Annotated in this window: 8 protein-coding genes; 3 read left to right on the forward strand and 5 right to left on the reverse strand. The window is 48.9% G+C overall.

Annotated features, from left to right (window positions below; translation table 11 throughout):
- Positions 1 to 41: 41 nt before the first annotated feature.
- Positions 42 to 1,445: a class II fumarate hydratase gene (fumC, locus tag MJO46_RS09975; RefSeq protein ID WP_253989173.1), complete on the reverse strand. Its 1,404-nt coding sequence runs from the start codon at positions 1,443 to 1,445 to the stop codon at positions 42 to 44.
- A gap of 195 nt (positions 1,446 to 1,640) precedes the next feature.
- Positions 1,641 to 1,865, reverse strand: a complete 225-nt coding sequence (locus tag MJO46_RS09980; RefSeq protein WP_253989174.1) for a ribosome alternative rescue factor ArfA — start codon at positions 1,863 to 1,865, stop codon at positions 1,641 to 1,643.
- A gap of 201 nt (positions 1,866 to 2,066) precedes the next feature.
- Between MJO46_RS09980 and MJO46_RS09985 the strand changes: the two genes are divergently transcribed.
- Positions 2,067 to 4,196 (forward strand): TonB-dependent receptor, encoded by a 2,130-nt coding sequence (locus MJO46_RS09985; protein WP_253989175.1) that lies wholly within the window; start codon positions 2,067 to 2,069, stop codon positions 4,194 to 4,196.
- A gap of 74 nt (positions 4,197 to 4,270) precedes the next feature.
- Here the strand turns inward: MJO46_RS09985 and pmbA are convergent, their stop codons facing one another.
- Positions 4,271 to 5,614 carry a metalloprotease PmbA gene (gene pmbA, locus MJO46_RS09990; protein ID WP_253989176.1) on the reverse strand — a complete coding sequence of 448 codons (1,344 nt, stop codon included), beginning with the start codon at positions 5,612 to 5,614 and terminating at the stop codon, positions 4,271 to 4,273.
- Between the two features lie 207 nt (positions 5,615 to 5,821).
- Here pmbA and yjgA point away from each other — a divergent pair, with 207 nt between their 5' ends.
- On the forward strand, positions 5,822 to 6,358 hold the full coding sequence (gene yjgA, locus MJO46_RS09995; RefSeq protein ID WP_198782147.1) for a ribosome biogenesis factor YjgA: 537 nt from the start codon (positions 5,822 to 5,824) through the stop codon (positions 6,356 to 6,358).
- Between the two features lie 29 nt (positions 6,359 to 6,387).
- Positions 6,388 to 8,874, forward strand: coding sequence for an Ig-like domain-containing protein (locus MJO46_RS10000; RefSeq protein WP_253989177.1), 2,487 nt, complete (start codon positions 6,388 to 6,390; stop codon positions 8,872 to 8,874).
- A 53-nt stretch (positions 8,875 to 8,927) separates the two neighbouring features.
- Here MJO46_RS10000 and MJO46_RS10005 read toward each other — a convergent pair whose 3' ends face one another.
- Both MJO46_RS10005 and MJO46_RS10010 read right to left on the reverse strand, forming a co-directional pair.
- Complete coding sequence (locus MJO46_RS10005) at positions 8,928 to 10,259, reverse strand: APC family permease (protein ID WP_253989178.1); 1,332 nt, start codon at positions 10,257 to 10,259, stop codon at positions 8,928 to 8,930.
- 487 nt (positions 10,260 to 10,746) lie between these two features.
- Positions 10,747 to 11,883, reverse strand: a complete 1,137-nt coding sequence (locus tag MJO46_RS10010; RefSeq protein WP_253989179.1) for an ABC transporter permease — start codon at positions 11,881 to 11,883, stop codon at positions 10,747 to 10,749.

Consider the following 11,883-nt stretch of genomic DNA (forward strand, 5'->3'; position numbering starts at 1 on the left):
GCTTCCTAGCAGGGCGAAGCTCGTCCTGCTTTCTACCTTCACTAGGCATCTGGCCCTAGCATCTTATTGGCATCGACCCACAGCTCGAACTCTTCTGCCGTGACCAACTCAAGTTCCAATGCCGCTTGGCGCAGCGTCTTGTGTTCGCTATGGGCTTTTTTGGCTATCTTAGCGGCCTTTTCATAACCGATATGTTGATTCAGCGCCGTGACTAGCATAAGTGAGTTTTCCACATGCAGCGCGATTTGTGGCTCGTTCGCCACTATGCCAACCACGCAATGGTCATTAAACGATTGGCAAGCATCCCCCAGTAAGCGCCCCGATTGCAGCACATTGGCGATAATCATCGGCTTAAACACATTAAGCTCAAACTGACCATTGCTGCCGCCAATGCTAACGGCGACATCATTACCCATGATTTGCGCGCACACCATAGTCATGGCCTCGACCTGAGTAGGATTCACTTTGCCCGGCATGATGGACGACCCCGGCTCATTTTCAGGCAGTAATAACTCACCGATGCCGCAGCGCGGGCCAGAACCTAACATCCTAATATCATTTGCTATCTTTATTAAACTAACCGCCGCCACTTTATAGGCCGCCGACAGCGCGACTAATTCATCGTGGGCAGCGAGGGCGGCAAACTTATTCGGCGCCGTCACTAAGGGCAAGCCAGTGAGTTTTGCGATATTGTCCGCCACCTTAACGGCGTAATCCTTATGCGTATTTAGCCCAGTGCCCACGGCGGTAGCACCTAAGGCTAACTCGGCCACCCGCTTAAGACTGTGCTCAATGCCTTCGATACCATGACTTAATTGCGCGGCATAACCCGAAAACTCTTGGCCTAAAGTTAACGGTGTTGCATCCATAAAATGGGTGCGACCGATTTTAACGATTTGCGCAAATTCCTCGGCCTTATGCTGCAAGCTCTGCTGCAGTGACTTCATGCAGGGCAAAACCAGCTCAACGGCTTGGCGATAGGCGGCAATGTGCATGGCGGTGGGAAAGGTATCGTTGGAAGATTGCGAGCGATTCACATCGTCATTGGGGTGCAAACATTTAACCGCATCGGTGAGTTGCCCGCCCGAGAGCACATGGCCGCGATAGGCAATCACTTCATTGACGTTCATATTGGTTTGCGTGCCCGAGCCCGTTTGCCAAATCACCAAGGGAAATTGCGTATCGAGTTTACCTGCTATCAGTTCATCGCACACTTGGGCAATCAGTTGGGCTTTAGCTTGAGTCAAAGTGCCAAGTTGTTGATTGGTAATGGCGGCGGCCTTTTTGAGATAGCCAAATGCGTGGATCACTTCAATCGGCATTGACGCTTCGATACCGATACGAAAGTGCTGCCGCGAACGCTCGGTCTGCGCGCCCCAATAACAGTCTGCGGGGACTTGTACCTCGCCCATAGTGTCGTGTTCGATTCGATATTGCTGTGCCATACGCATCTCCTTCGCTATAGGTTAACCATACTCGCTCAAGGCAAAAGTACAATTTATCCCCAGTTAATTAATGCCAGGCTAATAAGTTTGAACAGCAGAGACTATCGAACTGAGGATGATTGAGTCGAGATGGATATTGAGGCAGGCACTAGCAGGATGAATGACGAGTAAAAAGCAGATTCAAATAGTCGTAGACTAGCAAAAGCTCAGCCGTAAAAAGTCGAAAGGGGTATCACCCTTATGCTGATACCCCTTTCGGTTTGCTGCTTTACGGTTGTAAGACCCTTTGCCCTTTTTCGCCTTTTCGGTACGTGTCCGAAAGAGAGGACTGGTTACAATAGCTTTGAGTGCATTGTCAGTGATAGTGCCTCGCCCACTGTCGTGTTCCATCGCCACGACCGCGATTTTTTGTTTGCCCATAGCAACTCCAAATAGAATAAATCAACTCACTAATAAGCTAAGCCCACGGCTTAACGGCGCTACTATAGCGCAATATTTTACGATGTACATAGTTTGTACAAATCAGCACATTTCCAGTGTGCGACAATATGCCGCACCTTTATCACTTGGATGATCTTTATAATGCAGCGCAATTTCTCTAAGTGAATGGAAAACAACAAAATGGCTGCAAATTCTTACCCTTTTAATACCTCTGTACTCTATTCATCCCTCACGATTGCCCTAGGCATCACTCTCGTCCCACAGGCCATGGCTGATAACAGCGACCTCGCCAATATCGAGCGCATTGAGGTCCATGGTCAGCAAAGCGACAAACCGAAGATCTTAGGCTCCGCCGAAAACTTACTAAAAGACCAAGGCGTCGATTTTTCCGCCGCTGGTGGCGTATCAGCACTGCCAGTGCTCAATGGCATGATGGGCGATCGCATTAAAGTGTTAGTGGATGGCGCGGATATCACTTCATCCTGTGCTAACCATATGAACCCACCGCTTTCCTATGTGTCGGCCAATCAAATCGCCCTCGCCGAAGTGGTAGCAGGCGTATCCCCCGTGAGTGCGGGCGGGGACAATATTGCCGGCGTCATTAAGATCACTAGCCTAGCGCCACAGTTTGATAATAGCGACGACATCAACTGGCAAAGCGGTGATATTTCCACAGGTTATCGCAGCGTTAGCGACACTTTACTACTCGGAGCAAATGCAGCCGTTGCCAGCAAAAATGTCAGCCTAAGTTATCAAGGTGCCTATGAGGATGCTAACAGCTATAAAGATGGTAATGGCGATAAAGTCATAGATACCTTGTACCGTTCACAAAACCATGCCCTCTCAGCCGCTTGGCGCGATGAGACCCAAGAAATAGCCATCAAACTCACCCATCAGAATATTCCATTTCAAGGTTTTCCTAATCAATACATGGATATGACGGATAACAAGAGCTATGGCGCCCTAGGCCGTTACAAGCTAAAACTCGAGGATGATGGTGAATTTAGCGCCCAATTCAATTGGCACGGCGTGGAGCATAAGATGGGCTTTTTCACCCCAGAAAAAACCGGCAAGATGCCCATGAATACCAAAGGCGATGATTACAGCTATCAACTGCATTGGCGTCTGCCGATGGGGGATGACAGCACCTTACTGGTCGGTCAGGAATACTACAGCTATCACCTCGACGATGTTTGGCCAGCGGTTCCCGGTACTATGATGGCGCCCAATGACTACATCAACATCAATGACGGTGAGCGCCAGCGCGCCGCGGTGTATGGCGAGTGGCAACAAAATTTGAGTCCTAGTTGGTGGCTATCGGCGGGTGTTCGCTTTGAGTATGTCACCACCAATACGGGTGAAGTCCAAGCCTATAGCCCTAGCGCTATGATAGGAGCGCCTATGATGGGTATGCCCAATATCGACGCAGAAGCGGCAAAAGCCTTTAATGCGATGGACAGAAAACGCGATGATAACCTTATCGATGCCACCCTACTCGCTCGCTATCAAGTATCTACCAATCAACAACTTGAATTGGGATTAGCCCGTAAAAATCGCGCACCCAATCTGTACGAGCGCTACAGCTGGGGCCGCGGTGTGATGGCAACGACCATGATCGGCTGGTATGGCGATGGTAACGGTTATGTCGGCAATCCCGATCTTAAGCCTGAAACAGCCCACACTGTAAGTGCCGCCTACAAGTTCAATGGCGATAGCTGGCAAGCCTCGACCACAGCCTGGTACACAGCGGTGACTGACTATGTCGACGCCGAAGTGATTGGCAGCTTTAATCGTACCAATACGCCCGATGGCAAACGTAATATCCTTAAATTCACAAATTTAGATGCTAATCTTTACGGGGGCAAATTCAATGCTCTCTATGAATTAGCAGAAACCAGTAGCGGTAAGTGGCAGATCGAGGGAATGGTAAATATTACCCGTGGTGAGCGGGATGAAGGTGATGAGCCGCTGTATCAAATCAAGCCGCTGCAAACCGAGTTGGCACTGCAACATCAACTCGGTAACTGGGAAAACAGCCTTGCATGGCAATGGGTTGCAACCAAAGATCGCGTCGATGATCGCCGCCTTGAGAATCAAACCGACAGCTATTCCTTACTTAACTTGAATAGCCGTATGAAATGGCAGGATCTGACCCTCACCTTCGCCATCAATAACCTGTTCGATAGCTACTATGAACTCCCCCTAGGCGGAGTGAGTGTGGCCGAATTTAAGGCCGATAACACCAATGGCTTTAATCAGGTGGCTGGCGCGGGACGCTCATTTGAACTCAGCGCAAGCTATGCGTTTTAGACATAGCCGATAGGCACAAAAAAGGGCAAACGTTAGCGCGTTTGCCCTTTTCCCATAGGGATATCATAGTGAGATTAGTTACCCGCGATTTTCATCTCAGATAACAGGATAGCACCAGTACGAATCGATGAGCGCAGATCAAAATCCTGACTCACGGCTTGCACGCCACGGAACATCTCTTTCAAGTTACCCGCGATAGTGATCTCTTCCACTGGATATTGGATCTCGCCATTTTCAACGTAGAAACCCGCCGCCCCACGGGAATAATCCCCAGTCACCATATTCACGCCTTGGCCCATAACTTCGGTCACAATCAAACCTGTGCCCATATCCTTCACCAACTGGTCGACGGTTTGGCCCGTGTGGCCGAGGGTCCAGTTATAGATCCCGCCGGCATGGCCTGTATTGGATAAGCCTAACTTATGGGCAGAATAACTGGTTAACAGATAGGTTTCTAACATGCCGCGGTCAATAATGCGTCTGTCCTGAGTCGCCACACCTTCACTGTCGTAGTTGGCGCTCGCGAGTGCGCCCAGTAAATGGGGTTGTTCTTCAATACTGAACCAATCGGGGAAGATTTGCGTGTGGATGGCATCCAATAGAAAGCTGGATTTGCGATATAAACTGCCGCCACTAATGGCACCGATTAAATGGCCGATCAAACCCGTTGCTATCTCGGGAGCTAATAAAATCGGTAAACGTGTCGTCGCAATCTTGCGCGCACCGAGGCGACTTACTGTCTTCTCGGCGGTCTTTAAACCTACGGTTTCAGGTGCAAGCATCTCGCTGAATTTACGGGCGATAGTGTAATCGTAATCCCGTTGCATATTGCCTTCGCTATCTTCACCAATCACGCTGCAACTTAAGCTATAACGTGAACTGCAATAACCGTTTAAGAAGCCATGGCTATTGCCATACACTTTGACCGACGTGTGAGCATTAGCACTCGCGCCATCGGAGTTATTGATCCGAGGATCGGCATCGAGCGCTGCGGTTTCGGCGCGGATCGCGAGCTGAGCGAGCTCATCGGGGGAAATATCTTGTGGATAATACAGCTGAAGATCGCGGATCTCGGTCGCCATTAAGGCTTTATCGGCAAGGCCACTGAAGGGATCGGGCGAAGTATAACGGGCGATATCGTCGGCCGCTTTTACCGCAAGAGCGATGGCCTCTGGACTTAAATCCGACGTCGATGAACTGCCCTTACAACCATCGCGATAAACCGTAATCCCTAGGGCACCATCTTTGTTAAACTCAACGGTTTCAACCTCTTTTAAACGGGTTGAAACCGACAGGCCCTGTTGCTTACTGATCGCCACTTCGGCCGCGTTCGTTCCTAATTTATTGGCATATTCGAGTGCCACGGCAACCGCATCTTTCAGCGCGCCCAATTCACTATCGATTCTGTTCAAAGACACAAAGCTACTCTTTCGTTATCGGCAATGGCGCTAGCATAACAAACACAAATCCCATTCACATTAATTATTAGCATGACAATGAGTCACGGCCCGGCACTAGGCTAAGCCGTAAAAGGAGCTCTGGTCTTTGTTTCAACACATTCACCTAGGTGATTTTTGGTTGGAGATGTTATTATTAGCAAGTTTTTTACTTGAGGTTTTATCTATATGAAGATTGTTGGTGATTCAGAGCATTTTAAACAGCCCTACGACGTTGATGAAGATTATGTCAGTAGCAAAACGTCGGACAAGCGTGATAGTGAGGCTGTTCAAAAAATTGGTATGGAACTGGTTTCACTGAGCAAGACTCAGCTAGATAAAATCGAGCTGGATGAGTTTTTGTATGACGCTATCCTGCAAACGCGCAAAATCAAAGTCAATACTGAGGCGTACCGTCGCCATATGCAGTATATCGGCAAATTGATGCGTAATTTTGATGTTGAACCTATCAAGGCCGCCCTGGCGATTGTGCTCAACAAAAACAACAACGAAACCGCAAAACTGCAGATGTTTGAGAAAATGCGTGAACGTTTGTTGACTCAAGGTGATGCTGAAATCCAAACCTTAGTGGAACATTACCCACAATTGGACCGACAAAAGCTGCGAACTTTGGTGCGTCAAGCGACCAAAGAACTGGCCAAAGGCCCTGAATCAAAATCATCTAAAGAGCTGTTTAAATATCTACGCAGCGAAATCCAAGACTAATTAACTTCAGCCCCACAAGGATGTTGCTTATGCGACTAAGCAAAACGTTAGCGGTATTTTCTTGGGCATTACTGGGCGCTATCGCGCTCAGTGGTTGTAATGGCGCCGCCGATGAAGATAACGGTGGGACAGATGCTACTGACGGCATCTATAAACTGTCTATCGACTTTAAGACCCTATCGGGTTCTGAATGCGGCAGTTTTACTTCGCACCAAAATTTCCCTAAAGACACAGGTTTTTGCGCAGTCGCGAAGTTAGAAAAAGGCTCAGCCGCAGTCAGTAATCAGAAAGTCGACTTTACGACAGACCTTGGTGTATTAACACCTAGTAGCAAACTAACAAACAATAACGGTGAAGCCATTATTGTCGTTAGTAATCCTGATTTACTTGTCAATGCAGGGACAATTACTGCAACGACAACCCCAAAAGATTCCACAATCGCACTCACCGCTAGCCGCTATTTTGAGTTTTTAAGCGCAGGAGATAGCACCTCTCCGCCCCCCCCTAAACTCAGCGCCAGCATTTTAAGCAGTTCAACCTTAGTCACTCGCTTTAAAGTCGATGAGTCGGTGCAACTACAAGCCATATTGCTCGATAGCGAAAGCAAAGGTATCGAAGGCGCGAAAGTGACGTTCAGCGCCGGCTCTGCAGTACTCAACCCTGCAAGTGCGTTGACCGACCCTCAAGGTATTGCCCAGGTGCCTTATACGCCAAGTGCAACTGAATTAGGGGCAAATACCCTAACAGTAACAGTGGATTATCAGGGGAAATCGCTGCAAAACAGCAGTCTGTATGAAGTGCTCAGCAAAGATGCCGTCAACCAAGAAGGAACGCTGAAATTAGGTTCATTCAATGGCACAGTCTTTACCGAGGGTAAATTGGCGAGCACCTTAACCGCCGATGCCAATGGCGCATATAAAATCAGCGCAGGTGGCAGCTTTGGAGTGACTGCAAGTTTAGTGCTAGAGGCCAATGACGGCACTATTACCCGGGTGCAAACGCCCTCTTCCATCAGCTTTAGCTCAGATTGTACCAGCAGCAATAGTGCGACACTCGATACGCCTGTCACTACGTTATCGGGTAATGCCAGCTCGACCTTCCAAGACACAAGTTGCAGCGGCAATAGCGAGCGTAACGACCAGATCATCGCCACCACAGTTGCGGGCAATCAAACCTTAACGGCTAGCCTGCCTTTTACCCTGCAACGCCAAACACTTGCTAGCTTAAGTTTTGAATCGGCAGAACCAGCACAAATTCGTATTAAAGGTGCGGGCGGTACAGGTTCAAGCGAATCCTCTTTAGTCAGCTTTAAAGTCACCAGCGCCAATGGTCAACCCGCGGCGCAGCAAGAAGTCAGTTTTACCTTAGATACGGTTGTCGGTGGTTTAAGTTTTGCCAATGGCACAGCGAATGCGCAAAGCCTAACCAACTCCCAAGGTATCGCCAGTGTGCGCGTGTTATCCGGCACAGTACCGACACCGGTGCGCGTGGTCGCAAGCGCCATAGATACCGACACCAAGGAAGTGATCACTAGCCAATCTGAGCAATTAACTGTAAATACTGGTCTACCGCAACAGCTGGGATTTAGTCTATCAACGACAGTATTCAATCCAGAAGCAGGCGATCATGATGGTGAAACTGCGACTATTACCGCCAGACTGTCTGACAGCTTTGGTAACCCAGCGCCCAACGACACAACCGTTAACTTTACCACCGAAGGTGGACAAATCGCCCCAAGCTGCCTGACTCAAAATGGCGCCTGTAGCGTAACCTGGACTTCAAGCGCTCATCGTCCTCAAGATCATCGTATTACCATCTTGGCCTACGCCTTGGGTCACGAAACCTTCTTCGACACTAACGGCAACAATCAGTTTGATAGTGCCGATGGTGGCGCTATCACTAACGCCTGTTTATTCAATGGGGTAGCCGGCAACTGTAGCGGTAATGGTATGGATGTCGAAACCTTCCACAGTAGCGGTTTTAGCGACTTACCAACGGCGTTCCGTGATGACAACGAAAACTTTGCCTATGACAGTGGTGAGCGCTATTTCGATAACCTTGGCCGCGGAACCTATCCCACCGCCGATGGTAAGTTTAACGGCCCTCAATGTCAGGGTAGCCTCTGTGGCACAGGCCAAGCCAATAAAACCTATATCCGCAAGGCGTTAGTAATGAGTATATCAGGCTCGCAGGCCTATATCAGTGTGCAGCAGGACGGTGTGTTACTTGCGGGCGTTAATGATATTAAACCCGTTGCCGCAGGTGCCGAGTCTGAGTTTGTGGTGTTTGTACATGACAGTGCCAAGCAAATTATGCCTGCTAAGACCAAAATCGAGCTCTGCGTCGATTGTAACGGTGCGCCAGATATCATTGAGGTAGCCAATACTCTCACCGGGAAGAATGGCTTAGGCACACCACTCAGTTTCACCGCCTCTGCGGGAAGTCAAGTCAGCATAGTGACCACTACTCCCAAGCAAGTTAAGACCTCCCTCAGCTTTACCGTGCCGACACTGTAAAAACCAAAAGACCCGCAAATGCGGGTCTTTTACTTTCTAGCTCAATTTATAGATTAATTCTGTAACTCTACCGCCTTACGTAACCGCAGTCCTCGCAGCGCCAGATACAAGACCCCTACTGCAGCCCAAATTAGACCAAGCTCTAAGGACTCAGGTTCAAGGTTAAGCCACAGTAAGCCAATAGTCGCCGCGCCGCACAAGGGTAAGACGAAATACTGCAAGTGCTCTTTCAAGGATTGGTTGCGTTTCTCTTTGATATAAAACTGCACTATCACAGACAGGTTTACAAAGGTGAAGGCAACTAAGGCACCAAAATTGACAAGCGCCAGTGCCATTTCGAGATCGAAGGACACCGCCGAAAGCGCCAGTAATCCCACCAGAATCACGTTAAATGCCGGTGTGCGCCATTTAGGATGCACATAACCAAAGCCCTTATTGGGCAACATATTGTCGCGCCCCATCACGTAGAGAATACGCGCCACGCCCGCATGGGCCGCCATGCCCGAGGCCAAAACCGCAATGGTGGTTGCCACCAGCACCACCGACTGGAATAAATTCCCGCCCACATACAGGGCAATCTCAGGCAGCACAGCATCTAACTGCTGGAAGCGAGAAATATCCGGGAAAAACAGCTGCAAGAAATAGGACACGCTAACAAAAATCACGCCGCCAATCATCGCCGTCAGCACAATAGCGCGGGGGATCACCCGCTTAGCGTCCTTGGTTTCTTCACTCAAAGAACTTAAGCCATCGAAACCTAAGAAGGAGAAACATAGAATAGTCGCGCCAGTAAATAGTGGCGCCAGGGTTATCTCTTCGGAATAGAATGGGCGTACACTGGCAATCACACCTTCGCCTTCGCCAAGGGACAGGCTGTGGGCCATTAAACCGATAAACACTAAGATAATGGCTATCTGGGCGAACACAATAACGCCATTAAAATTAGCCACTAAATCTATGCCCCTCAGGTTGAGTAGCGTCATCACAGCGACTAAACCGAAGATAAAGATCCACGGCTCGACGCTAGGGAACATCGCCGTAAGATAAATTTTTGCCAGCAGCATATTGATCATCGGCATAAACATATAATCGAGCAGCGATGACCAGCCCACCATAAAGCCCACATTCGGGCTAAAGGTTTTTTGCGCATAGGTATAGGCCGAGCCCGCATAGGGATATTTACGCACTAAGTGACCGTAGCTAAAGGCGGTAAACAGGATCCCCGCTAACGCGAGCAGGTAAGAGGTGGCCACATGGCCTGAGGTGATCTCGGAGACAATACCAAAGGTGTCAAACACGGCCATGGGCGTGAGATAGGCTAACCCCATCACAACCACTTGCCACAGACTCAGGCTTTGCTTTAAGCCTGGATTTTGTTGGCTCATATCCAACCTCCTTTTGCAGCAGGTGGAATTGCAAGCGCAACAGATTGATTTACGGCAACTACCGAACATCCGGTAAACAACAGCCCCATTGAATTGTCCTCAGTAAAGTAGGTTCAAACGAACCTCATATCATTTCCGGATGTTTACCGGCCTCATTTGGTTTAAAACCCATACGCTCAAAAAGAAAATAACCGGGATACTGCATACCCCGGTTATTTTTTCGGCGCGCATTTTCGCCCAAAACAGAGTCGAAGACAACCCAATAAGGGCATTAAGTTGCCTATCTGTGTCGTCTATACGGTAAAGGGAGCAAAGATACGTAAAAAGCCAGCCCATTGGGGCGAGAAGACAGGGATAAATGCCATCGCAATCAGAAGTGAAAAACGACTTATCTAGGCATAAACCATCCCATTAAGGCTATGTTTAAAGCTAGAGAAAGTTCATTTAAGATACAGAGACTATGCGGCAATAGGAAAGATGAACAGAGCTACTCCCATTCCCGCGCACGACGTTTAATCCCTAAAATCGCAAGACCAAAAAACAGCACAAACAACCCCCACAGCTGTAACCATTTTGGCATCACACTCGCCCAACTTGCGCCCATTTGATTGAGTTCTAACATGCCCATAATGGCTGGCACCGCGGGAATAAACTGCGAGCCCAATACTAAAGGTTCGGGGATCAGTGCTATCGGCCAAACAAAGCCAGAGACGAACAGGATCGGCATAGAAATCAACAGCAACACTTGGGTCGGTAAATCGCGGCGGGTAAACAGTGTGCTCATGGCGACCCCTGCCGCTGCGCTTGCCAATAAAAAAGGCAATAACCACAGCGCCACTAAACCAAGGCTCGCTTGAATACTCACCTTATACCAGTGAAAACAATAACCGATATAAAAGCTGGTAAAAACCGTATAAATCAACATAAAAGCAAAAATGCGACCACAGAGCAATTGCACTGGTGATACCTGCTGCCAATAGCTCCTATGGCGCCATTGTCCCGCCCCTAAAATCCCAGTACCAATCAGCAAGGTTTGATGCAGGATCAGCAAAAACAGCCCCGGCACCACATAGGGCGTATATCCAAGACTTGGGTTAAAGGCGGGCACGCTATTAAGGTGAAGCGAGTTTAAGCTTTCCTGTGCCAACTTAGGGTTTTGACCTTGGGCGAGCATGCCTATCAACTGTACTTGTTTACCCGCATCCATTCCTGCGCTGACCAAACCTTCGGCCACCGCGGAGTAAATCAAGAAATAGCTGGCATCGCCGCCGTAGCTTAAGGTCACGCCTTTACCGAGCAGCAAATCGCGGCGAAATTCTTCGGGGATCACCAATAAACCATGGGCCTTACCGGTTTCGATAAAACGCTTCGCCTCGGTTATCGAGCCCACTTGGCCTATCACTTGGATCTTTGCGCTGGCATCCGCATGGCGAATAAGTTGACGACTCAGGGAGGAATGGTCTAAATCCACCACGATAAGCTGTTGCTCGGTTGGCACTTGGTTTAGATAGGGTAAAGGGTACAAAATCGAATAAAACAATACGCCGCCAAATAAGGTCACTGCTATCGCTTTATCGCTCACAATCGCCTTTAATTCTGTCAGCACTAACTGCCATAAATTCAT

Source organism: Shewanella sp. KJ2020, assembly GCF_024197625.1.
Lineage (GTDB): Bacteria > Pseudomonadota > Gammaproteobacteria > Enterobacterales > Shewanellaceae > Shewanella.

Coding starts and splice junctions, on each gene's coding strand:
- fumC (WP_253989173.1), bottom strand. CDS start 1,445: ATGGCACAGCAATATCGAATCGAACACGACACTATGGGCGAGGTACAA.
- MJO46_RS09980 (WP_253989174.1), bottom strand. CDS start 1,865: ATGGGCAAACAAAAAATCGCGGTCGTGGCGATGGAACACGACAGTGGG.
- MJO46_RS09985 (WP_253989175.1), top strand. CDS start 2,067: ATGGCTGCAAATTCTTACCCTTTTAATACCTCTGTACTCTATTCATCC.
- yjgA (WP_198782147.1), top strand. CDS start 5,822: ATGAAGATTGTTGGTGATTCAGAGCATTTTAAACAGCCCTACGACGTT.
- MJO46_RS10000 (WP_253989177.1), top strand. CDS start 6,388: ATGCGACTAAGCAAAACGTTAGCGGTATTTTCTTGGGCATTACTGGGC.
- MJO46_RS10005 (WP_253989178.1), bottom strand. CDS start 10,259: ATGAGCCAACAAAATCCAGGCTTAAAGCAAAGCCTGAGTCTGTGGCAA.
- MJO46_RS10010 (WP_253989179.1), bottom strand. CDS start 11,883: ATGAATTTATGGCAGTTAGTGCTGACAGAATTAAAGGCGATTGTGAGC.